The organism is Mycobacterium heckeshornense, from assembly GCF_016592155.1.
GTDB lineage: Bacteria > Actinomycetota > Actinomycetes > Mycobacteriales > Mycobacteriaceae > Mycobacterium > Mycobacterium heckeshornense.
Map to the genome: position 1 here is coordinate 3,524,169 of NZ_AP024237.1, position 22,680 is coordinate 3,546,848.

Here is a 22,680-nt window from a genome sequence, read left to right on the forward strand (position 1 = left end):
GCTGGCCGCTGGAGTGTGGCAGCACCACCGGGTAATGCGCGATGATCGAAAAATGACCGAAATCGAAGCCGAGGTGCGCCCTGACCAGAGCGTGTGGCATCCGGGTGACTCGGCCCCGGCGGCTCCGCCCGCTGCCACCACGGCCGTCCTCGAGGCAGAGCTTCCCGAGGACCGGTATCTGAACCGGGAGCTCAGCTGGCTGGACTTTAACGCGCGGGTGCTTGCACTGGCCGCGGACACCTCGCTGCCGTTGTTGGAGCGCGCCAAGTTCCTGGCGATTTTCGCCTCCAATCTCGACGAGTTCTATATGGTGCGCGTCGCCGGGCTCAAGCGCCGCGACGAGATGGGGCTGTCGGTGCGCTCGGCCGATGGTCTGACCCCGCGCGAACAACTACGCCGCATCGGCGAGCAGACCCAGCAGATCGCGACCAGGCACGCGCGCGTGTTCCTCGATTCGGTGCGCCCCGCGCTCGCCGACGAGGGCATCCACGTCGTTACCTGGGCCGATCTCGACGAGGCCGAACGCGATCAACTCTCGGCGTATTTTCACGAGCAGGTGTTTCCGGTTCTGACGCCGCTGGCCGTCGATCCGGCCCACCCCTTCCCGTTCGTCAGCGGATTGAGCCTGAACCTGGCCGTCACGGTGAAGCGCCCCGAGGACGGCGGGACGCATTTCGCGCGGGTCAAGGTGCCCAACAACGTCGATCGTTTCGTCGAGCTGGCCGGGCGTGCGGGCCCGGACGGAAAGGCGGTCGTGCGGTTCTTGCCGATGGAGGAGCTGATCGCGGCCTTCCTGCCGGTGCTGTTCCCGGGTTTGGAGATCGTCGAGCATCACGTGTTCCGCATCACCCGCAACGCCGATTTCGAGGTCGAAGAAGACCGCGACGAGGACTTGCTGCAAGCGCTGGAGCGGGAATTGGCGCGTCGACGGTTCGGATCGCCGGTGCGCCTTGAGGTCTCCGACGACATGACCGAGAGCATGCTGGAGCTGCTACTGCGCGAGCTCGACGTACATCCCGGCGATGTCATCGAAGTGCCTGGGCTGCTTGACCTGTCGTCGCTATGGCAGATCTACGACCTTGACCGGCCCGCCCTGAAGGATCCCCCGTTCGTGCCCGCTACGCCGCCGGCGTTCGCCGAGCGGGAGACGCCGAAAAGCATTTTCGCGACGCTGCGCGAAGGTGATGTGCTGGTCCATCACCCGTATGACTCGTTTTCCACCAGTGTGCAGCGATTCATCGAGCAGGCGGCCGCCGACCCCAACGTGCTGGCGATCAAGCAGACGTTGTACCGCACTTCCGGTGATTCGCCCATCGTGCACGCGCTGATCGAGGCCGCCGAGGCCGGAAAGCAGGTCGTGGCGCTGGTCGAAATAAAGGCACGCTTCGACGAGCAGGCGAACATCCGGTGGGCGCGCACGCTCGAACAGGCGGGCGTGCATGTGGTTTACGGGCTCGTCGGACTGAAGACGCACTGCAAGACCGCCCTGGTGGTGCGCCGCGAAGGCTCGGCCATCCGCCGCTACTGCCATGTCGGCACCGGCAACTACAACAGCAAGACGGCCCGGCTCTACGAGGACATCGGCCTTTTGACCGCAGCTCCCGATATCGGTGCCGATCTCACTGACTTGTTCAACTCGCTCACCGGCTATTCGCGCAAAGTGTCCTACCGCAATCTGCTGGTGGCCCCGCACGGTATCCGCACGGGCATCATCGAGCGAGTCGAACGCGAGGTCGCCGCGCACCGCGAAACCGGCAACGGGCGGATCCGGCTCAAGCTCAACGCGCTCGTCGACGAACAGGTCATCGACGCGCTCTATCGCGCGTCGCAGGCCGGCGTGCGGGTCGAGGTGGTGGTCCGCGGCATCTGCGCGTTGCGCCCGGGCGCCAAGGGCTACTCCGAAAACATCGTCGCGCGCTCTATTCTGGGACGTTTCCTGGAACACTCGCGGATCATTCACTTTCGCGCTATCGACGAGTTCTGGATCGGTAGCGCCGACATGATGCACCGCAATCTCGACCGGCGAGTCGAGGTGATGGCTCAAGTCAAGGATCCGAGGCTGACCGCGCAACTGGACGACATATTCGAGTCGGCACTGGATCCGGCCACTCGCTGCTGGGAACTGGGGCCCGACGGTCAGTGGAAGGCGTCGCCGAAGGACGGGCAGACGGTGCGCGACCACCAGGTATCGCTCATGGAGCGGCGCCGCAACCCCTGACATACCGCATCAATCATGACCGCCAGACCGCATACGCATGGTTACGAGCGGCCCGAATTGACCTGCAGGAGTTAAGGTGTCGACAGGAACCTCACCCGATGGGCAACGCCCGGCGGGTAAAGCCATTCCCGCCGCAGGTGCGGTGCTCTGGCGGCCGCGCGGCGACGAAGAAGAGGTCGAAATCGCGCTCATCCACCGTCCGCGCTACGACGATTGGTCACTGCCCAAGGGAAAAGTCGATGTCGGTGAGACCGAACCGGTGACAGCGGTGCGCGAAGTGTTCGAAGAGACCGGTCACCGAGCGCATTTGGGTCGCCGGATCGCTGCGGTGAGCTACCCGATCGAGCAAGGCATAAAAAAGGTGCGCTACTGGGCGGCCCGCAGCACCGGCGGTGAATTCACACCCAACCACGAAGTCGACCAACTGGTCTGGCTGCCGGTTGCGGCTGCGATGAAAAAGGTCGGCTACGCACAGGATCGAAAGGTTCTGCGCAGGTTTGCCGAACGCCCCGCAGACACCCAGACCGTGCTGATCGTCCGGCACGGTAGCGCTGGCAGCCGGTCGCGCTTCTCGGGAGACGACTCCAAGCGGCCGCTGGACAAGAAGGGCCGCGCACAGGCCGAGGCACTCATCGGGCAGCTGTTGGCGTTCGGCGCCACCGACGTATATGCCGCAGATCGATTGCGATGCCATCAGACCGTTGAACCGCTTGCCGAGGAATTGGGTGTGGTCATCGGCAACGAACCCCTGCTGACCGAAGAGGCTTACGCGGAAAACCCCAAGCGTGCTCGACGTCGAGTTCTGGAAATCGCCGCGCGCGGACATACACCGGTGATCTGCACCCAGGGCAAAGTGATTCCAGACCTCATTGCGTGGTGGTGCGCTCGCGACGGTGTGCGGCCGGATAAATCACGCAATCGTAAAGGCAGCACGTGGGTGCTGTCGCTGGCCGACGGCCACCTCATAGCGGCAGACCACATCGGCACAGCCTTGGCGGTCAATGCCCCTAGGTAAAGGCAAACACCCTCCAGGACCAAGCCGTCCGAAGGGTGTTTGCGTCTCGACCCGTTACCGGTTCACCTGCGACCTCTTCTCGCAGTGGATTTCTTCGCCGGCGCCCTCTTCGCGGCCGACTTCCTGGCCGGTGCCTTGCTCGCGGCCTTGCGGGCGGTAGCCCTCGAGGCAGTCCGCTTAGTGGCCTTCCTGGCGGTCGATTTGGCCGCCTTCTTGGCCACGGTCCGCTTTGTCGCAGCCTTCTTCGCCGCCGCCTTCTTGGCCGCCGACTTCTTGGCAGGTGCCTTGGTCGCGGCCTTCTTGGCCGCTCTGGTCACCTTTTTAGCGGGCGCCTTCTTCGCTGCCTTCCTGGCCCCGCCAGAGAGGACACCGCGTTTGACGGCTGGCCCTTCCGCCGGGAGACGCTGCGCCCCAGAGACAACCGCTTTGAATTGGGCCCCTGGACGGAACGCCGGCACCGATGTCGGCTTCACCCTTACCGTCTCCCCGGTGCGCGGATTGCGGGCCACGCGCGCTGCGCGATGCCGCTGTTCGAAAACACCGAAGCCGGTAATCGTAACGCTGTCGCCCCTGTGCACCGCGCGCACAATGGTGTCGACGACGTTCTCGACGGCGGCCGTCGCCGATCGACGGTCTGTACCCATTTTCTGCGTGAGTACGTCGATGAGCTCTGCTTTGTTCATCCAAAACCCTCCGAAGTCAGTGGCCCTCTTTGGACCGACTAAAGGACACGGTAAACCCTTACACGGTTGATTTCCAAGAGCCACGCGCAATTTCAGGGGGCTTTAGCGAATTTTTTAGGAATCCACTTGCCCCCCTTGGCCGGTCGCCGGGCCCGAAATCAGCTCGCGGATAGGGGCCCTGGAGGGCCGAAATTCGGTCCCGATCGACACGTCAGGAAGTGGCAAAAGTACGCGGCTTCCACTGTGGGCGGGAAGCCTCGAAAGACTCGATTTTGGCGAGTTTCCGCAGCGTGAGGGCTATATCGTCAAGCCCTTCGAGCAATCGCCAGGCGGTGTAATCGTCAATCTTGAACGGCAGCAGGACCGTTCCGGCGGTGATATTTCGATCTTGAAGATTGGCAGTGATTTCCAGTCCCGGGCTGGCCTCGATAAGCTTCCAGAGTAGTTCGACACCTTCTTGGGCGACTTCGGCCGCCAACAGGCCCGCCTTGCCCGCGTTGCCCCGGAAAATGTCGCCGAACCGGGAGGAGATGACCACCCGGAACCCGTAGTCCATCAGTGCCCACACCGCGTGCTCACGCGATGATCCGGTGCCGAAATCGGGTCCCGCGACTAGTACTGAACCCTTGTCGAACGGGCTGAGATTCAGCACAAACGACGGGTCAGCCCGCCATGTCGCGAACAATCCGTCGGCGAAACCCGTTCGGGAGACCCGCTTCAAAAAGACCGCGGGAATGATCTGATCTGTGTCGACATTGGACCGCCGCAGCGGCACGCCGATCCCCGTGTGGATACGAAACGCTTCCATGCTCCTCTCCCGTCCGCTACTTGGTCCAAATCCGCTGCTCAATCCAAATCCGCCGGAGCGGAGAGCCTGCCGCGCACGGCGGTCGCGGCGGCGACCGCCGGTGACACCAAGTGGGTGCGGCCACCTTTGCCCTGCCGCCCCTCGAAGTTCCGATTGGACGTCGCGGCGCAGCGCTCCCCCGCCGCAAGCTGATCGGGGTTCATTCCCAGACACATTGAGCAGCCGGCCTGGCGCCATTCGGCGCCCGCGGCGGTAAAAATTTCGCCGAGCCCTTCCGCTTCCGCCTGTGCGCGCACCCGCATCGAGCCGGGGACGATCAGCATCCGCACTCCAGGAGCAATTTTGCGGCCACGCAATATCTCGGCCACAGCACGCAGGTCCTCGATCCGGCCATTGGTGCACGAGCCTACGAACACCGCGTCAACCGAAATGTCACGCATTGGCATGCCGGGCCGAAGGTCCATGTAAGCCAATGCCTTCTCGGCGGCCTGGCGCTCGCTTTCGTCAGAAAACAGCTTGGGGTCGGGCACCACGGCGTCCAGCGGCACCCCTTGTCCCGGGTTGGTTCCCCATGTGACGAACGGACTCAGCGTGGCCGCGTCGAGGTAAACCTGGGTGTCGAATTCGGCGCCAGGGTCAGTGCGCAGCTGGTTCCAGTACGCGACGGCAGCGTCCCACTGCGAGCCCGCCGGCGCGTGCGGCCGCCCTCGCAAGTACTCGTAGGTGATCTCATCCGGGGCCACCATTCCCGCGCGTGCGCCGGCTTCGATGCTCATATTGCAAATCGTCATCCGGCCTTCCATCGACAGTGATTCGATGGCGCTGCCCCGATATTCGATGACATGGCCCTGTGCGCCGCCGGTGCCGATCTTTGCGATCAGCGCCAGGATGACGTCCTTGGCCGTTACTCCGGCGGGCAACTGGCCGTCGACGTTGACCGCCATCGTCTTGAATGGGCGCAGCGGCAACGTTTGTGTCGCCAGCACGTGTTCCACCTCCGACGTGCCGATGCCCATCGCCAGTGCGCCGAAAGCTCCGTGGGTGGAAGTGTGGCTGTCGCCACACACAATCGTCATACCCGGCTGGGTGAGACCCAGCTGAGGTCCCACCACATGCACGATGCCTTGCTCGATATCTCCCATCGGGTGCAAACGGATGCCGAATTCAGCGCAGTTGCGCCGCAGAGTTTCCACTTGAGTGCGCGACACCGGGTCGGCGATCGGCTTGTCGATGTCGACGGTCGGCACGTTGTGATCCTCGGTGGCAAGGGTCAAGTCGGGTCGCCGCACCCGACGGCCGGCCAATCGCAGCGCGTCGAACGCCTGCGGGCTGGTGACCTCGTGCACCAAATGCAGATCGACGTAGATGAGGTCCGGGTCGTCGCCACCGCCGGAAGCCACAACGTGGTCGTCCCAAACCTTCTCCGCCAACGTACGCGCCATCGCCACCTCGATTCTTGAGTCCCCAGACCTCGCGCTCTCCCACTATGCGAGACGCTAGTATCTCTTTATGAGACAGGATAGCGGCATCGGGGTGCTGGACAAAGCCGTGGGTGTGCTGCACGCGATCGCGGAATCGCCCTGCGGTTTGGCCGAACTGTGCGAACGCACCGGCTTGCCCAGGGCCACTGCCCATCGCCTTGCCGCTGGACTCGAGGTGCATCGCCTGCTGGCTCGCGAGAGTGACGGCCGCTGGCGGCTCGGTCCCGCGGTGAGCGAACTCGCAGCCCATGTCGACGATCCGCTGCTGGCAGCAAGCCCCGCGGTACTGGCTCAGCTGCGCGAGATCACCGGCGAGAGCGTGCAGCTGTACCGCCGCGACGGCAATTGGCGGATTTGCATTGCCGCACTGGAACCACCTGCCGGCCTTCGGGACACGGTGCCGGTGGGCGCACGGTTACCGATGACCGCCGGCTCGGGCGCCAAGGTGCTGCTGGCCTACAGCGACCCGGCGACCCAGCAAGCCATCCTGCCGGCCGCGAAGTTCGGCGAGCGCGTGTTGGCCGAGGTGCGACGGCGCGGCTGGGCACAAAGCGTGGCCGAGCGCGAGCCAGGTGTGGCCAGCGTCTCGGCGCCGGTGCGTGACCCCCGCGGCTCGGTGGTGGCCGCGATTTCGGTCTCCGGACCGATCGATCGCCTGGGTCGCCGCCCCGGCGCGCGTTGGGCCGCCGACCTAGTGGCTGCGGCGGACGCCATTACCCGCCGGCTGTGACTTGGCCCCCGCCGGCGGCCGGGCAGCTGCTCGGGGCTGCTGGGCGACGACCTGACAGACTAACGCTTCATGGGAAGCAATCAGCGCGCGCAGATTGTCATGTCGGAGGCTGAGATCGCCGATTTTGTCGCCCGCAGCCGGACGGGCACGCTGGCCACCGTCGGCCCCGGCGGCCAGCCGCACCTGACCGCGATGTGGTACGGCGTCGTCGACGGCGAGATCTGGCTGGAGACCAAGGCCAAGTCGCAAAAAGCGGTCAATCTTCGGCGCGACCCGCGAGTCAGTTTCCTGATCGAAGACGGCGACACCTACGACACGCTGCGGGGGGTCTCCTTCGAAGGCGTCGGCGAAATCGTCGACGACCCCGAGGCCCTCTTCCGGGTCGGTGTCAGCGTCTGGGAGCGCTACACCGGCCCCTACACCGAGGAGCTGAAACCGGCGGTGGACCAGATGATGCACAAACGGATCGCCGTGCGCATCGTCACCCGGCGCACCCGCTCATGGGATCACCGCAAGCTCGGGCTGCCGCATATGCCGGTCGGCGGCTCGACAGCGCCAAGCGTTGTGGCGGGCAAACCAGCGGGCTGAGCAGGCTGCACACGTAGCCCCGATGGGATTCGAACCCACGCTACCGCCGTGAGAGGGCGGCGTCCTAGGCCGCTAGACGACGGGGCCAGAACCGATCCGAGCTGTCAGCATAACCCACCCGCACCTAATCGCTTGCGGCGGGCACATTTTGCTGGGGTACCAGGACTCGAACCTAGAACGGCTGAACCAGAATCAGCTGTGTTGCCAATTACACCATACCCCAATGGCTGCCTAAAACCGCTGGTCAGAATCCACAATCGGATTCTGCGGGCGTTGCCCCGCCAGCCGGTGCGGCCGAGGTGCAGACTACCAAAGATTAGCGTCGCACAGCTCAGGCATGCACCGCCTGGTCGCGAACGCCATGCAGTCGCCGCAGGCTCCGGTCGCGCCCGAGCAGCTCCATCGACTCGAACAACGGCGGGCTGACAGATGTTCCGGTGACCGCGACCCGGACCGGCCCGAACGCTTTCCGCGGTTTCAGCGCCAACTTCTCGACCAGCGCGTCTTTGAGGGCCGCCTGGATATGGGCCGCGGTCCACTCCGTCACAGCCGTCAGTGCCGCCAGAGCAGCGTCGAGCACCGCCCCGGCATCCGGGCCCAGCTCCTTGGCGGCGGCCTTTGGCTCGAGTGCGTACTCGTCGTCGTTGAAAAATCTCAATAACGGCCATGCGTCACCGAGCACGACGATGCGGGTTTGGACCAGCCTTGCCGCGGCGGCAAAACTCGCGTCGTCCAGACCCGTGTCATAGCCGTGCGCGGCGAAGTAATCGCGCAGTCGCCCGGCGAAGTCGTCGGCATCGAGCAGACGGATGTGCTCGGCGTTGATGGCGTCAGCCTTCTTTTGGTCGAACCGGGCAGGGTTGGGATTGACGTCGACTACGTCGAAAGCAGCGACCATCTCGTCCAGGCTGAACACGTCGCGCTCACCGGAGATCGCCCAACCCAGCAACGCAAGGTAATTCAGTAGGCCCTCGGGGATAAAACCTCGATCCCGGTGAGTGAATAGATTCGACTGTGGGTCGCGCTTGGACAACTTTTTAGTTCCCTCGCCCAAAACAGTTGGCAGATGCGCGAATTCAGGAATCCGATCGGCTAAACCGATGCGCATCAGCGCCTGATACAGTGCGATCTGACGCGGGGTCGAGGGCAGCAGGTCCTCCCCACGCAGCACATGGGTGATCTTCATCAGGGCGTCGTCAACCGGATTGACCAACGTGTATAACGGATCACCGGTCGCACGGGTCAATGCAAAGTCGGGCACAGTGCCGGCCGCGAATACCACGTCGCCGCGGACCAGATCGTGCCAACTGATGTCTTCGTCCGGCATTCGCAGCCTGATCACTGGTTTGCGGCCCTCCGCCAGATACGATGCCCGCTGGGCATCGGTGAGGTCGCGGTCGAAATTGTCGTATCCCAGCTTGGGATTGCGCCCAGCGGCGATGTGGCGGGCCTCGACCTCCTCCGGGGTCGAAAAGGCTTGGTAGGCCTCTCCAGACGCGAGCAGCCGGTCGATGATGTCGCGGTAGATGTCCTTGCGCTGTGATTGCCGGTATGGTCCATAAGGGCCGCCGATCTCGGGTCCCTCGTCCCAGTTCAAACCGAGCCAGCGCAGCGCGTCCAGCAGCGCCAGATAGCTTTCCTCACTATCGCGCCCGGGATCAGTGTCTTCGATGCGGAATACAAAGGTGCCGCCGGTGTGCCGGGCGTAAGCCCAATTGAAAAGCGCGGTGCGAATCAGCCCAACGTGCGGAATACCGGTGGGCGACGGGCAGAACCGTACCCGCACACCGCCAGTCATGATCCTCCCTTTCGCACCACAGGATTGGTCAGCGTGCCGATACCTTCAACGGTGATGCTGACGGTGTCGCCGTCCTCGATCGGACCGACGCCGTCGGGTGTGCCGGTGAGAATGAGATCCCCTGGCAACAACGTCATCACCGCTGAAACCCATTCAATGATCGCACCGACATCGTGCAGCATCATCGAAGTCCGGCTGCGCTGCTTGACTTCGCCGTTGACCTCGGTGCGCAGCTCGAGGTCTGCCGGATCGATATCGGTGACTATCCACGGCCCGACCGGGCAGAAGGTATCGTGCCCCTTGGCGCGTGTCCACTGTCCGTCGGCCTGCTGCTGATCACGGGCCGTCACGTCGTTTCCGATGGTGTAGCCCAGGATGCTCTCGGCCGCGCGGGCCGCGGGCACGTCTTTGCACGGGCGACTGATCACCACAGCCAGCTCGCCCTCGAAATGCACCGGTGATGCGTTGGCAGGCAGGCGAATTGGCACATTCGGTCCAATAATCGCAGTGTTGGGCTTAAGGAAGATCACCGGATCGGCGGGTGCGATGTCACCCATCTCGGCGACATGGGCCGCATAGTTCTTGCCGACACAAATCACCTTGCTGGCCAGCATGGGCGCCAACAGCCGCACATCGGCCAACTGCCAGGTGCGGCCAGTGAAGGTTGGTGTGCCGAAAGGGTGTTCGGCGATTTCCCGAGCGATCATCGCACCGGGTTCGCCGACTTTGCCCTCGATGCTGACGAAGGCGACGCCATCCGGGCTGGCGATTCGTCCAAGGCGCATTCATGAGAGCCTAACCGCCGCGCTCACGCCGACCGCGCGGTGACCATCGCGACGAGAAAGTCCTCCAAGTGTTCGCGGGTGACGTCGAGCTCACCCCGCAACCACTGCGTCACCAGGTCGAAGCCGCCGGCCACCAGGATGAGCGCGGCCAGGGTCGCCCAACGAGAGTCGTTTCGGCGTTTCGCCACGCTCGGTGACCCGTTAGCCGATCACCTCGTCGCGATGATGCACCGGCTGCCACCCGGCGCTGGCCGGCGCATGTTCGACGTTGCCGTCGACCACGGCATCGATTCGGTCGACCGCCCGCCCGACAGACTCGTGGCCTTTTTCGCGCAGGCCGACGACCGGCCCTGCTGGCTGGACCAGGCCAAGCTTGATCTGGCGGTGCGGGTCACGATGCGCACCGGGCTGTGGAGCATCGCCCTGGCGCTGCCCGGACTGGCCCTCACCGGTGGCTACCTGGCGTCCAAGGCCGACAAGCCGCTGGTGGGGACCGGTGACCTGCGGCGGCTGGTGCCGGGTGCGACACGGCTCAGCGAGGAGTTCGGCCAATGGTCGCGGCGCCGGTTCGTCGCCCGCGGCTTCACCGCGACCCGGTGGCGATCGCAGCTATCGCCGCCACGACGCGTTGGCTGCCGCGGGTTGACACCTGTAACCATGGAGCCGTGCCGACCACATCGATCAGCACGGTCCGGCGCTGGGCTTTGCTGGCGATTTCGCTGGCGTCAACGCTGTGCGCGACCGTCTTCATCAACGGCATCGCCTTCCTGATCCCCGCGCTGGACGCCGAGCGCGGCATCAGCTTGGCTGAGGCCGGTCTGCTGTCGTCGATGCCCAGCCTCGGCATGGTGGTGACCCTGATCGCCTGGGGTTACTTGCTGGATCTGGTCGGCGAGCGGGTGGTGCTCACCGTCGGATTGGCACTCACGGCGGCGGCCGTGTTCGCCGCGGCGTCGGTTCATGGTCTGGTGGCTGTCGGAACGTTCCTATTCCTCGGCGGCATGGCCGCCGCCAGCGCCAACACCGCCAGCGGCCGACTGGTGACCGGCTGGTTCCCGCCGGACCAGCGTGGCCTGGCGATGGGAATCCGCCAGACGGCCCAGCCGCTGGGAATCGCATTGGCCGCCTTGGTTCTTCCCGAGCTCGGGGAGCGCGACTTTTCGGTGGCGCTGGTGTTCCCGGCCACGGTGTGCGCGGCCTCGGCACTCGTCAGCGCGGTCGGGGTGCTCGACCCGCCGCGTAAGAAACGGGCCACCGCCGACGTGGCCGAGCTGGCCAACCCCTACCGCGGCACGGCGGTGTTGTGGCGCATCCACCTGGCGTCGGCGCTGCTGATGGTGCCGCAGACCGTCGTCTTGACGTTCATGCTGGTCTGGCTGATGCGGGCGCATGGCTGGTCGACAGCCTCAGCCGGCGTGCTGGTGAGCGTCTCGCAACTGCTCGGCGCGCTGGGCCGCATCGCCGCGGGCCGTTGGTCGGATCGTGTCGGGTCGCGGATGCGGCCGATCCGCGTCATCGCCGTCACAGCATCGGTGGTGATGATGTTGCTGGCGCTCACCGATCACCTGCACTGGCCTCTTGCGGTGGCGGTGATGCTCGCCGCGTCGGTGATCACCGTGCTCGACAACGGGTTAGCGTTTACCGCCATCCCCGAAGTCGCCGGACCGTACTGGAGCGGGCGCGCGATGGGAGCCCAAAACACCACTCAGCGGTTGACGGCGGGCGCCGGGCCGCCGGTGTTCGGCGAATTGATCGATGCGACTGGGTATCCGGTGGCGTTCGCGGTATGCGCGCTGTTTCCGCTGTTGGCGCTGCCGGTAGTGCCGGTGCGTGCGCGCCCGCACCAAGCGGACGCCGCCGCGGCGCGGCCCGGCCGGCCCGCCCACCGAGTTTCGTATCGCTTTGTCCGCAGGCGGTTGTGAAACCATGGGCTGATGCCGACGGAATCGGTCAGCACCGGGGCACGCTGGTCGATGTTGGTCGTCGCGTCGGTCGCGACGTTGTCGTCATTTCTGTTCATCAACGGCGTCGCCTTCATGATCCCGGAGCTGGAAGCCAATCGAGACATCACGCTGACGGAAGCCAGCCTGCTGTCGTCGATGCCGAGCTGGGGCATGGTGGTGACCCTGATCGCCTGGGGTTACCTGGTTGACCACGCGGGCGAGCGGATCGTGCTGAGGTTGGGGTCGGCGCTGACCGCAGCCGCCGCCTTCGCCGCGGCGTCGGCCCACTCGCTGCTGGTGGTGGGCGCATTCCTGTTCCTCGGCGGCATGGCCGCGGCCGGCGCCAATTCGGCCACCGGCCGACTGGTGACCGGCTGGTTCCCGCCGGAGCGGCGCGGCGTGGCGATGGGAATCCGCCAGACGGCCCAGCCGCTGGGAATTGCCTTGGGAGCCGCGGTGATTCCCGAGCTGGCGGAGCACGGCTTCGCTGCAGCGATGATGTTTCCCGCCGTCATCTGCATGCTGTCGGGCGTGGCGTGTGCGCTCGGCGTCCTCGACCCACCGCGAAAGCCCCGGGCAACGGCCACCACCGAGGAGCTGGCCAGCCCCTATCGCGGATCGCGCATGCTGTGGCGAATCCACGCGGTGTCGGCGCTGCTGATGATGCCGCAGACGGTGACGGTGACGTTCATGCTGATCTGGCTGCTCAACGAGCGCCACTGGTCGGTGGGGGCGGCTGGCGCGCTGGTCACTGTCTCGCAGCTGCTCGGCGCAGTGGGCCGCATTCTGGCCGGCCGATGGTCTGACCGGGTCGGGTCACGGATGCGGCCCGTGCGTACGATCGCGGCGACCGCGGCCACGACCATGATGGTGCTGGGATTCACCGATCGCATCGGCTCCTCGGCCGCGGTGTGGTGCATGGTTGTCGCCTCGGTGATAGCGGTGCTGGACAACGGGTTGGAATCCACCGCGATCACCGAGTTCGCCGGACCGTACTGGAGCGGGCGCGCCCTGGGCACCCAGAACACCACGCAACGGCTGGCGGCGGCCGCCGGTCAGCCGATATTCGGTGCGCTGATCGCCTCCGGCGGCTACCCGCTTGCGTGGCTGGTCTGTGGACTGTTTTCCCTGGTAGCGGTGCCTTTGGTGCCGGCCAGGCTGGTCCCCCCCGGGCTATCCGTCAGAGCGCCGCGGCGATCCGGTCGCCGATTTGGCTGGTGGAAAACCGGCCGTTGCCCCGGGTGGCCAAATGAGCCGCCACCGCCCGATCCACCCGCGCCGCGGCGGCGTCTTCGCCGAGATGGGCGAGCAGCAGCGCCACCGACATGATCGCCGCGGTGGGATCGGCGACGCCCCGGCCGGCGATATCGGGTGCGCTGCCGTGGACCGGCTCGAACATCGACGGGTTGGTGCCGGTAGCGTCGATGTTGCCGCTGGCGGCCAGGCCGATGCCGCCGCACAGCGCGGCCGCCAGGTCGGTGATGATGTCGCCGAATAGGTTGTCGGTGACGATGACGTCGAACCGGCCCGGGTCGGTGAGCAGGTGAATCGTCGTCGCGTCGACGTGCTGATAGGCGACCTCGACGTCCGGGAACTTCTCGCCGACCTCCTCGACGGTCCGCGACCACAGCGCGCCGGCGAACGTCAGGACGTTGGTCTTGTGCACCAGGGTCAGGTGTTTGCGCCGCAGCCGTGCGCGCTCGAACGCGTCGTGCACGACCCGGCGCACCCCGAAGGCGGTGTTGACGCTGACCTCGGTGGCCACTTCATGGGCGGTGCCGACGCGGATCGCGCCCCCGGTGCCGGTGTAGGGGCCCTCGGTGCCCTCGCGCACCACGACCAAGTCGATCTCGGGATTGCCACGTAGCGGGCCGCTCACCCCCGGGTACAGCCGCGCCGGGCGCAGGTTGATGTGGTGGTCGAGCTCGAAGCGCAGCCGCAGCAGCAGACCGCGCTCCAGGATCCCGCTGGGAACCGAGGGATCCCCGATCGCGCCGAGCAGGATCGCGTCGTGGGCGCGCAACTCGTCGAGAACCGAGTCGGGCAGCACTTCCCCGGTGGCGTGCAAACGGCGGGCGCCTAAGTCGTAGCTCGTCTTCTCCACATCGGGCAGTACCGCGTCGAGGACCTTGACGGCTTCGGTCACCACCTCGGGGCCGATCCCGTCCCCCGGGATAATCGCCAATTTCAAGACAGGTCAACCACTTCGAGTTTGTTGGCGTCGACGGCCGCGCCGATGGCCGCCCGCACATCCTGGGGCACGTCGCGGTTGAGCCGCAACAGGATCGTCGCGCCGGGACCCTCGGTGTCCTCGGACAGCTGGGCGGCGTGGATGTTGACTCCCGCCGCGCCGAGCAACGTGCCGATCTTGCCGAGGGCACCCGGCCGGTCGACGTAGTTGATGATCAGGTTGATGCCCTCGGCGCGCAGGTCGAAGTTGCGACCGTTGATCTGCACGATCTTCTGCACCAGCTGGGGGCCGGACAGCGTGCCGGCGACGTTGACCGTCGACCCGTCGGCGCCCACTGCCCGTACGTCGACCAGGCTGCGGTGGTTGGGGCTTTCGCTGGCCGTGGTGATCTCGGCGATGACTCCGCGTTCTTCGGCGATGGCCGGGGCGTTGACGAATGTCACCGGCTCTTCGATGACCGCCGAGAACAAGCCCCGCAGAGCCGAAAGCCGCAGCACCTCAACGTCTTCCGCGGCTAGCTCACCGCGTGCCTGCACCGACAGCGACACCGGCAGCTCGTCGGAGAGAGCACCGGCAAGCAGACCGAGTTTGCGCACCAAGTCCAGCCACGGTGCCACCTCCTCGCTGACCGCCCCGGCCCCGACGTTGACCGCGTCGGGCACGAATTTTCCCGCCAGCGCCAGCCTTACGCTTTCGGCGACGTCGGTGCCCGCCCGGTCCTGCGCCTCGGCGGTGGAGGCGCCCAGGTGCGGGGTGACGACTATTTGCGGCAGCTCGAACAGCGGGCTGTCGGTGCACGGCTCCTTGGCGAACACGTCGATACCGGCGGCCCGCACGTGTCCGCTGCGCACGGCCTCGGCCAGCGCCATTTCGTCGACCAGGCCACCGCGTGCGGCGTTGACGATGATCACGCCGGGCCTGGTCTTGGCCAGCGCCTCCTTATCGATCAGTCCGAGCGTTTCCGGGGTCTTCGGCAGATGCACGGAGATGAAGTCGGAGCGGGCCAGCAACTCGTCCAGGCTGAGCAGTTCGATGCCCAGCTGCGCCGCCCGTGCCGGCGACACGTAAGGGTCGTAGGCGATCAGGTGGGCACCGAAGGCGGCCAGCCGCTGGGCGACTAGCTGCCCGATGCGGCCCAGCCCGACAATCCCGACGGTCTTACCGAAGATCTCGGTTCCGGTGAACGACGAGCGCTTCCACTCGTGAGCGCGCAGCGAGGCGTCGGCCGCGGTGATTTGGCGCGCCGCGGCCAGCAGCAACGCCAGCGCATGCTCGGCGGCGCTGTGGATATTCGACGTCGGTGCGTTGACGACGAGCACGCCTCGCGCGGTGGCGGCCTCGACATCGACGTTGTCCAGCCCCACCCCGGCGCGCGCGACGATCTTCAACTTGGGCGCCGCGGCCAACACCTCCGCGTCGACCGTGGTCGCAGAACGCACCAGCAGTGCGTCGGCCTCGGGCACCGCCGCAAGCAGTTTCTCCCGGTCCGGGCCATCGACCCACCGGACCTCGACGCCGTCACCCAGCGCGGCAACCGTTGATTCGGCGAGTTTGTCGGCGATCAATACAATAGGCAAGCTCACCCCGGCCAGCCTAGTAGGGCGCGCTGAAGAGCCGCCGGGCGTGTACCCATGGCGACACATCGGCGAGGACTCAGCCCGGGTTTCAGGCTCGGTGCAGACAGCTCAGGCGGTTTCGGTGATCGGCCGGTCCACCCAGCTCATCAGGCCGCGCAGCTTCTTGCCGGTGACCTCGATCGGGTGCTCGGCGTTGCGCTTGCGCAGTTCGGCCAGCTGCTTGCCGCCGTTCTCGACGTCGGCCACCAGTTTGTTGACGAAGGTGCCGTCTTGGATTTCCCGCAGGATTTCGCGCATGCGGTCCTTGGTGCCTGCGTCGATCACCCGCGGGCCGGACAGGTAGCCACCGAATTCTGCGGTGTCGGAGACCGAGTAGTACATCCGGCCGATGCCGCCCTCGTACATCAAATCGACGATCAGCTTCAGCTCGTGCAGCACTTCGAAGTAGGCCAATTCCGGCGGGTAGCCGGCTTCCACCATGACGTCGAAGCCGGCCTTCACCAATTCCTCGGTGCCGCCGCACAACACCGTCTGCTCACCGAAGAGGTCCGTTTCGGTCTCGTCTTTGAACGTGGTTTTGATGACACCGGCACGAGTACCGCCGATGGCTTTCGCATAGGACAGTGCCAGCGCCAGCCCGTCACCGCCCGGATCTTGCGCCACCGCAACCAGACACGGCACCCCCTTGCCGTCGACGAATTGCCGGCGCACCAGGTGCCCGGGTCCCTTGGGCGCCACCATCGCAACCGTGATGTCGGGCGCCGGCTTGATCAATCCGAAGTGGATGTTGAGCCCGTGACCGAAGAACAAGGCGTTGCCCGGCTGCAGGTTTGGCTCGATGTCGTTTGCGAAGATGCTCGGCTGCGCGGTGTCGGGTGCGAGCAGCATGATGACGTCGGCCCACCTGGCGACCTCGGCCGGGGTGTCGACCTGCAGGCCCTGCTCGCTGACCTTGGGACGTGACCTCGAGCCTTCCTTCAGGCCGACGCGGACGTCGACACCCGAGTCGCGCAGGCTCAGCGAGTGTGCATGGCCCTGGCTTCCGTAACCGATGACACCGACTTTGCGGCCGGCGATGATCGAGAGGTCGGCGTCGTCGTCGTAGAACATCTGCACTGCCACGTGTTTTTCTCCTTGGTTGTTACTTGGCTCCGCCCATGCCGCGCGGACCGCGAGACAGCGACACCAAACCGGACTGGACGATCTCGCGCACACCGAACGGCTCCAGTACCTTCAGCAGGGCTTCCAGCTTGGCCGGTGTCCCAGTGGCCTCGATGGTGAGCGACTCGGGAGATACATCAATCACCTTGGCGCGGAACAGGTTTGCTGCTTCGCTGACTTGGCTGCGATTACCGGCATCGGCTCGTACCTTGATCAGCGCGAGTTCTCGGGAGACCGAATTGTCCTCATCCTGCTCGACGATTTTGATGACGTTGACCAGTTTGTTGAGTTGTTTGGTGACCTGCTCGAGCGGAGTGTCCTCGGCGGAGACGACGATGGTCATCCGGGACATGTTCTTCTGTTCGGTGGCCCCGACCGCCAGCGACTCGATGTTGAAGCCGCGCCGGGAAAACAGTGCCGCCACCCGTGCCAGCACACCGGGTTTGTCCTCGACCAGCACCGACAGCGTGTGCGTCGTCGCGCTCATCAGGCGTGGCCTTCGTTAGGGTCGTCGAAAAGCGGGCGGATGCCGCGGGCGGCCTGGATCTCGTCGTTGCTGGTGCCGGCGGCCACCATCGGCCACACCTGCGCGTCGGCGCCGACGACGAAGTCGATCACCACCGGCCGGTCGCTGATGGCGCGGGCGGCGTTGATGACCTCGACGACGTCTTCTTCACGCTCGCAACGGAATCCGACGCAGCCAAGCGCCTCGGCCAACTTGACGAAGTCCGGGATACGGTGCGAGTGAGTGGCCAGGTCGGTCTGCGAGTAGCGCTCGGCGTAGAACAACGACTGCCATTGCCGCACCATGCCCAGGCTGCCGTTGTTGATCAGCGCAACCTTGATCGGGGCGCCCTCGACCGCGCAGGTGGCCAGCTCCTGGTTGGTCATCTGGAAGCACCCGTCGCCGTCGACCGCCCACACCTCGGCGTCGGGGCGGGCGATCTTGGCGCCCATCGCCGCCGGGATCGCGAAACCCATGGTGCCCAGCCCGCCGGAGTTGATCCAGGTGCGCGGCTTCTCGAACGAGATGAACTGCGCCGCCCACATCTGGTGCTGTCCCACCCCGGCGACGTAGACGGCGTCGGGCCCGGCGATCTTGCCCAGCGTTTCGATCACGTACTCAGGGCTGAGACTGCCGTCGCTCTGCGGCCCGTAGGACAACGGGTACGTGGCCTGCACCCCGCGCAGGTACTGCCACCACTCGTCGAAGCGGAAGGCGGCCCCGTCGTGGCGCAGCGCGGCGACCAGCTCGGTGATGACGGCCTTGACGTCGCCCACTATCGGCACGTCGGCGTGACGGTTCTTGCCGATCTCCGCGGGGTCGATGTCGGCGTGGATCACCTTGGCCTCCGGGGCAAACGAGTCGAGCTTTCCGGTCACCCGGTCGTCGAAACGGGTGCCCAGCGCGATCAGCAGGTCGCTGCGTTGCAGGCCCGCCACCGCCGCCACCGTGCCGTGCATGCCCGGCATGCCCAGATGCTGGGGGTGGCTGTCCGGGAAGGCGCCGCGCGCCATCAAGGTGGTGACCACGGGGATGCCGGTCAGCTCGGCCAGCTCGCGCAGCTCTTGGGTGGCGTTGCCGCGGATGACGCCGCCGCCGATGTACAGCACGGGTTTGCGGGCGGCCGCGATCAGTTTGGCGGCCTCCCGGACCTGGCGACTGTGCGGTTTGGTGGTGGGCTTGTAGCCCGGCAGATCTAACCGCGGCGGCCAGCTGAACGTGCATTGGCCCTGCAGCACGTCCTTGGGGATGTCGACGAGCACGGCACCGGGACGGCCGGTGGCGGCGATGTGGAAGGCCTCGGCCAGCACCCGCGGGATCTCGTCGCCGTCGCGGACCAGGAAGTTGTGCTTGGTGATCGGCATGGTGATGCCGGCGATGTCGGCCTCCTGGAAGGCATCCGTGCCGATCAGCGAACGCCCGACCTGCCCGGTGATCGCCACCACCGGGATCGAGTCCATCTGCGCGTCGGCCAGCGGGGTCACCAGGTTGGTGGCGCCGGGTCCGGAGGTGGCCATGCACACGCCGACCTTGCCGGTGGCGTGCGCATAGCCGCTGGCGGCATGCCCGGCGCCCTGCTCATGGCGCACCAGCACATGCCGGAGCTTCCTCGAGTCGAACAGCGGATCGTACACCGGCAGCACGGCGCCACCGGGAATACCGAAAATGACCTCGACGGCAAGCTCCTCCAACGACCGGATCACCGACTGTGCGCCGGTAAGTTGTTGCGGCGCAATACGTTTCTGATGAGGGTTCGACGGCTTTGTCGTTGACCTGCTGCCGTTGACGGGCTGGGATGGCGCCGACGGCGCGGTGGGTGCACTCACGGTGTCCTCTTTGGGTCCTCTTCGTTGGGTGTAGGAACGGCGACAACAAAAAACCCCCGTCAGCTCAGCTGCTGCACGAGGGTTGCGCGTTGGTGCTCGAAAGCTATCCCGGCGTGGGCTAGTCAGCCACCAACGCGCCGACCAAGTACTACGAGCAATTCGCGGCTGTCCATGACGACCGACGGTAGTCTCCGCACAGGTCAGCCGTCAAATCTGGGCGATCGGGCGGTTGCCGGTCGGGCTTGTCGGCGGTGACATGATGCATGGGTGGCTACCGGTTCTTCGGAGCGACCGTCCCCCGCGGCTCCGGTGGTGATCAAGATTTCGCCGATAGCGCACCTCGCGGTGGGCTTTATGACGCTGGGCCTGCTGGTGCCTGTGCTGACGTGGCCGCCAACATTGCCGCTGTTGGCGATTCCGCTAGCACTGTCCGGGTTGATCATTCGGCTGCGCACGATCGCCGACCGCGACGGTGTCACGGTACGGACGCTGCTGGGCAGCCGAACGGTCCGTTGGACCGATATCGACGGGCTGCGGTTCACTCGGGGCTCGTGGGCGCGGGCGCGGCTCAAAAGTGGCGGCGAACTGCGGTTACCTGCGGTCAGCTTCGCGACCCTGCCGTTGTTGACCGAAGCCAGCGGAGGCCGGGTGCCCAACCCCTACGCCTGACCCCGGCGGCCTGCTGCGGCCGTCTAATGCAAGGGGTTGGCGCCGTTGAGCAACACCCAGACGGCGGCTCCCGCGCCGATACCGAAGAGCAGCGCGGCGAAGGAGCCGATGAAAGGCCGCCGTGCCCAGCCCCGGCCGGCGTCGAAGCCGTAGCGGCCCGGACCAATCAGGATGACCGCGGCGGCGACGACGATGAGCGTCAGCTCGTATTCATGTCCGCCCGGCAGGAAGAACCGGAAGGAATCCGGGTTCGACTGCGCCGACATGTCCGCCAGCAGGCCGTTGAGGAGATAGGCCAGCGCTCCCGCCGCGGCAACAGGTGTGAACAAGCCCAATACCAGCAGCACTCCCGCGACGATCTCGCCGCCCGCGGCCACGTAGGTCAAGATCTCCGCATGCTGGTAGCCGGCGTCGGACAGCGAGTTCTTGAATCCCGTCGGCCCCTCCCCGCCCCACCAACCGAATAGTTTTTGCAGTCCGTGGGCGACCAGCACCGCGCCCAGGCCCGCCCGCAGCAGCAATAGGCCAAGGTTCTGGGTCCCGCGCCGGCCGGCGGCTCGTACGCGCTCGTCCTGCTCGTCGGTGTCGATCTCGTCGGACCCCGGTGCCGCGTGGCGGCCACCGGATTGCGGCTCGAGGTATGGCAGGGGCTGCTGGCCGGTCAAGGTCAAGCCCGAGCCGACCCGACGCACGGTGCCTGCGTCGCTGCCGTAGTGCGGGATTGTGGTGGTCTCGAAATCGCCTGCGTAGTTGGCTGACGGCAGGTCGTCTTCCGGGTCGACCAGGCTTGCGGAAGCCGGACGGACCTGGGTTGGCGCCGCGGAGTCGTCCGGTCGCCGCCAATGCGAGTCATGCGATTGACTGGTCACGGGTGCCAGGGTAAGGGCAATTTCGCGTGAATTGGGGATTTGAGCGGCGCTTTCGCCGGACTTAATCGACACGTCACCGGCGCCGCGGCCGACGTGTGCGGATGGCGCTGCCACGCCCGCCGACGAACCGGGCGGTGGGAGGTGGCGCGGTAACCTGGCCATCATGCGGGTAGGGCTATCGCTGCGGGTCGGGGCCGTCGCAGCGTGCGCGGCGATGCTGGTCTCGAGCGGCTGCGCGCGGTTCAACGACGCCCAGTCGCAGCCGTTTACCACCGAACCGCAGCGGCGACCGCCGGCCACCTCCACGCCTCCGCCGCCTCCGCCGCTACCGGCCAAACCGTTCCCCAAACAATGCCCCGCACCCGGGGTGATGCAGGGCTGCCTGGAGAGCACCAGCGGGTTGATCATGCTTCCGGACAGCAAGTCCGCGCTGGTCGCCGAACGCACTACCGGTGCGGTCAAGGAGGTCTCGGTCAGCGCCGAACCGAAAGTCAAGACCGTCATCCCCGTCGACCCCGCCGGTGACGGCGGGCTGATGGACATCGTGCTGTCACCGACGTACTCCCAGGACCGGCTGATGTACGCCTACGTCAGCACGCCCAGCGACAACCGGGTCATCCGCATCGCCGACGGCGACGTTCCCAAGGACATCCTGACCGGCATCCCGAAGGGTGCCACCGGCAATACCGGGGCCCTGCACTTCACCAGCAAGACCACCCTGGTGGTGCTCACCGGCGACGCGGGCAACCCCGCGGCGGCCGCCGACCCCGCGTCGTTGGCGGGCAAGGTCATCCGGATCGAACAGCCGACCACGATCAATCAGGCACCGCCGACCACGGCGCTCACCGGCATGGGCTCCGGCGGCGGCTTGTGCACCGACCCCGTCGACGGCTCCCTGTATGTCCTCGATCGCGCCCCCACCGCGGACCGTCTGCAGCGGATCGCCCGGGATTCGCGGGTTTCGACGGTCTGGACCTGGCCGGATCGGCCCGGTGTGGCCGGGTGCGCCGCCCTCGACGGCACCATCCTGGTCAATTTGATCAACACCAAGCAGACGGTGGCGGTGCACCTCGCGCCGGCGACCGGCGCGGTCACCGGCGCTCCCGAGGTCGTCCGCCAGGACACCCATGCCCACGCCTGGGCGGTGCGGATGGCCCCGGATGGCAACGTCTGGGGCGCGACGATCAACAAGACCGCCGGCGATGCGGAAAAGCTCGACGACGTGGTCTTTCCGCTGTTCCCACAGGGCGGCGGTTTCCCGCGCACCAACGAGGACAAGACCTGACCCGGGCCGAGCCGGTCTCACGCCCCGTGGCCGGGTCGCAGGTCGGCGACGTCGGAGAAGTTCACCAGAGGCTCGGAGCGCTCGGCGGCGGTGGCGGCCACGGGCTCCAAGAGGTACCCAACATGATCGCCGAGATCGATCCGGTTCAGCGTCTTACCGACGAACCACCCGATCGCGTCGTCGAGAATCGGCATGCCCGCCGGTCCACTGTGCCACGAGCAGTGCTCGAATTTGTTGATCTGGTCACCGGTTTGGCCGCCGAACAACCGAGCCAGGCCGAGGTTCCGGCGCGCCAACAGGTGCACGGCGAGGTGCTCCGATCGGGCCGCTACCCCGAAGGTGTGGTTGCGCCGCGACATTCCTACCAGAAACCGGGGTGGCTGCAAGCTGGTTTGGGTGGCGAAGCCGACCAGACAACCGGACGCATGCCCGCCGGCCTGCGTGGTCACCACGAACATCGGGTAATCCAGCATCGCGACCAGCCGGTCGAAAGATTCGTCACCCACCCGATCATCATGGACCGGCGCCGGAGATTTCGACGCCGTCAG

At 66.2% G+C, this 22,680-nt stretch carries 19 protein-coding genes, 2 tRNA genes and 3 pseudogenes; 9 read left to right on the forward strand and 15 right to left on the reverse strand.

Annotated elements, in window-relative coordinates:
• Positions 1 to 34: 34 nt before the first annotated feature.
• Both MHEC_RS16975 and mutT1 read left to right on the forward strand, forming a co-directional pair.
• A complete protein-coding gene (locus MHEC_RS16975) occupies positions 35 to 2,218 on the forward strand; it encodes an RNA degradosome polyphosphate kinase (protein ID WP_048890796.1) in 2,184 nt (727 codons plus the stop codon).
• A gap of 76 nt (positions 2,219 to 2,294) precedes the next feature.
• Positions 2,295 to 3,233, forward strand: coding sequence for an 8-oxo-(d)GTP phosphatase MutT1 (gene mutT1 / locus MHEC_RS16980; protein ID WP_048890797.1), 939 nt, complete (start codon positions 2,295 to 2,297; stop codon positions 3,231 to 3,233).
• 62 nt (positions 3,234 to 3,295) lie between these two features.
• Here the strand turns inward: mutT1 and MHEC_RS16985 are convergent, their stop codons facing one another.
• From MHEC_RS16985 to leuC, 3 genes are all read right to left on the reverse strand, one after another.
• A complete protein-coding gene (locus MHEC_RS16985; RefSeq protein ID WP_082169772.1) occupies positions 3,296 to 3,916 on the reverse strand; it encodes an HU family DNA-binding protein in 621 nt (206 codons plus the stop codon).
• A 211-nt stretch (positions 3,917 to 4,127) separates the two neighbouring features.
• Positions 4,128 to 4,724, reverse strand: coding sequence for a 3-isopropylmalate dehydratase small subunit (gene leuD, locus MHEC_RS16990; RefSeq protein WP_048890798.1), 597 nt, complete (start codon positions 4,722 to 4,724; stop codon positions 4,128 to 4,130).
• Between the two features lie 38 nt (positions 4,725 to 4,762).
• Positions 4,763 to 6,166, reverse strand: coding sequence for a 3-isopropylmalate dehydratase large subunit (gene leuC / locus MHEC_RS16995; RefSeq protein WP_048890887.1), 1,404 nt, complete (start codon positions 6,164 to 6,166; stop codon positions 4,763 to 4,765).
• Positions 6,167 to 6,233: 67 nt separating this feature from the next.
• On the opposite strand from leuC, the gene MHEC_RS17000 reads away from it, so the two are divergent.
• A complete protein-coding gene (locus MHEC_RS17000; RefSeq protein WP_048890799.1) occupies positions 6,234 to 6,935 on the forward strand; it encodes an IclR family transcriptional regulator in 702 nt (233 codons plus the stop codon).
• A 69-nt stretch (positions 6,936 to 7,004) separates the two neighbouring features.
• Complete coding sequence (locus tag MHEC_RS17005; protein ID WP_048890800.1) at positions 7,005 to 7,523, forward strand: pyridoxamine 5'-phosphate oxidase family protein; 519 nt, start codon at positions 7,005 to 7,007, stop codon at positions 7,521 to 7,523.
• Between the two features lie 14 nt (positions 7,524 to 7,537).
• Here the strand turns inward: MHEC_RS17005 and MHEC_RS17010 are convergent.
• From MHEC_RS17010 to MHEC_RS17030, 5 genes and pseudogenes are all read right to left on the reverse strand, one after another.
• Positions 7,538 to 7,610: transfer RNA gene (locus tag MHEC_RS17010), tRNA-Glu, on the reverse strand.
• Between the two features lie 64 nt (positions 7,611 to 7,674).
• Positions 7,675 to 7,746: transfer RNA gene (locus tag MHEC_RS17015), tRNA-Gln, on the reverse strand.
• Positions 7,747 to 7,854: 108 nt separating this feature from the next.
• Entirely contained in the window at positions 7,855 to 9,321 is a 1,467-nt protein-coding gene (gene gltX, locus MHEC_RS17020; protein ID WP_048890801.1) for a glutamate--tRNA ligase, read from the reverse strand.
• A complete protein-coding gene (locus tag MHEC_RS17025; protein ID WP_048890802.1) occupies positions 9,318 to 10,106 on the reverse strand; it encodes a fumarylacetoacetate hydrolase family protein in 789 nt (262 codons plus the stop codon). The genes gltX and MHEC_RS17025 overlap by 4 nt, the downstream gene beginning before the upstream one ends.
• 23 nt (positions 10,107 to 10,129) lie before the next feature.
• Positions 10,130 to 10,258, reverse strand: a pseudogene (locus MHEC_RS17030) (TetR/AcrR family transcriptional regulator); the annotation flags it as partial.
• Between MHEC_RS17030 and MHEC_RS24485 the strand changes: the two are divergent.
• From MHEC_RS24485 to MHEC_RS17045, 3 genes and pseudogenes are all read left to right on the forward strand, one after another.
• Positions 10,254 to 10,661 (forward strand): annotated as a pseudogene (locus MHEC_RS24485) (oxygenase MpaB family protein); the annotation flags it as partial. The pseudogenes MHEC_RS17030 and MHEC_RS24485 sit on opposite strands and share 5 nt — an antisense overlap.
• Positions 10,662 to 10,771: 110 nt before the next feature.
• The gene (locus tag MHEC_RS17040) at positions 10,772 to 12,028 is read left to right on the forward strand and encodes an MFS transporter (RefSeq protein WP_048890888.1); all 1,257 of its coding nucleotides are present in this window, start codon (positions 10,772 to 10,774) and stop codon (positions 12,026 to 12,028) included.
• Between the two features lie 51 nt (positions 12,029 to 12,079).
• A pseudogene (locus MHEC_RS17045) lies at positions 12,080 to 13,093 on the forward strand (MFS transporter); the annotation flags it as partial.
• Positions 13,094 to 13,229: 136 nt separating this feature from the next.
• Here MHEC_RS17045 and MHEC_RS17050 read toward each other — a convergent pair.
• From MHEC_RS17050 to MHEC_RS17070, 5 genes are all read right to left on the reverse strand, one after another.
• Positions 13,230 to 14,240 (reverse strand): 3-isopropylmalate dehydrogenase, encoded by a 1,011-nt coding sequence (locus MHEC_RS17050; RefSeq protein WP_048890804.1) that lies wholly within the window; start codon positions 14,238 to 14,240, stop codon positions 13,230 to 13,232.
• A complete protein-coding gene (gene serA, locus MHEC_RS17055; RefSeq protein WP_048890805.1) occupies positions 14,237 to 15,823 on the reverse strand; it encodes a phosphoglycerate dehydrogenase in 1,587 nt (528 codons plus the stop codon). Before serA ends, MHEC_RS17050 begins: the two co-directional genes overlap by 4 nt.
• A 102-nt stretch (positions 15,824 to 15,925) precedes the next feature.
• Positions 15,926 to 16,927 carry a ketol-acid reductoisomerase gene (ilvC, locus tag MHEC_RS17060; RefSeq protein ID WP_099869114.1) on the reverse strand — a complete coding sequence of 334 codons (1,002 nt, stop codon included), beginning with the start codon at positions 16,925 to 16,927 and terminating at the stop codon, positions 15,926 to 15,928.
• Positions 16,928 to 16,958: 31 nt separating this feature from the next.
• On the reverse strand, positions 16,959 to 17,465 hold the full coding sequence (gene ilvN, locus MHEC_RS17065) for an acetolactate synthase small subunit (protein ID WP_048890807.1): 507 nt from the start codon (positions 17,463 to 17,465) through the stop codon (positions 16,959 to 16,961).
• The gene (locus MHEC_RS17070) at positions 17,465 to 19,309 is read right to left on the reverse strand and encodes an acetolactate synthase large subunit (protein WP_048890808.1); all 1,845 of its coding nucleotides are present in this window, start codon (positions 19,307 to 19,309) and stop codon (positions 17,465 to 17,467) included. Before MHEC_RS17070 ends, ilvN begins: the two co-directional genes overlap by 1 nt.
• Positions 19,310 to 19,663: 354 nt before the next feature.
• Here MHEC_RS17070 and MHEC_RS17075 point away from each other — a divergent pair, with 354 nt between their 5' ends.
• Positions 19,664 to 19,978 (forward strand): PH domain-containing protein, encoded by a 315-nt coding sequence (locus MHEC_RS17075; protein ID WP_235434770.1) that lies wholly within the window; start codon positions 19,664 to 19,666, stop codon positions 19,976 to 19,978.
• Positions 19,979 to 20,001: 23 nt separating this feature from the next.
• On the opposite strand, the gene MHEC_RS17080 is transcribed toward MHEC_RS17075, so the two are convergent.
• Positions 20,002 to 20,847 (reverse strand): DoxX family protein, encoded by an 846-nt coding sequence (locus MHEC_RS17080; RefSeq protein WP_048890890.1) that lies wholly within the window; start codon positions 20,845 to 20,847, stop codon positions 20,002 to 20,004.
• Positions 20,848 to 21,010: 163 nt separating this feature from the next.
• Here MHEC_RS17080 and MHEC_RS17085 point away from each other — a divergent pair, with 163 nt between their 5' ends.
• Positions 21,011 to 22,132, forward strand: a complete 1,122-nt coding sequence (locus MHEC_RS17085) for a PQQ-dependent sugar dehydrogenase (protein ID WP_071700253.1) — start codon at positions 21,011 to 21,013, stop codon at positions 22,130 to 22,132.
• A 17-nt stretch (positions 22,133 to 22,149) separates the two neighbouring features.
• On the opposite strand, the gene MHEC_RS17090 is transcribed toward MHEC_RS17085, so the two are convergent.
• Complete coding sequence (locus MHEC_RS17090; RefSeq protein ID WP_172442138.1) at positions 22,150 to 22,638, reverse strand: flavin reductase family protein; 489 nt, start codon at positions 22,636 to 22,638, stop codon at positions 22,150 to 22,152.
• Between the last annotated feature and the right edge of the window lie 42 nt (positions 22,639 to 22,680).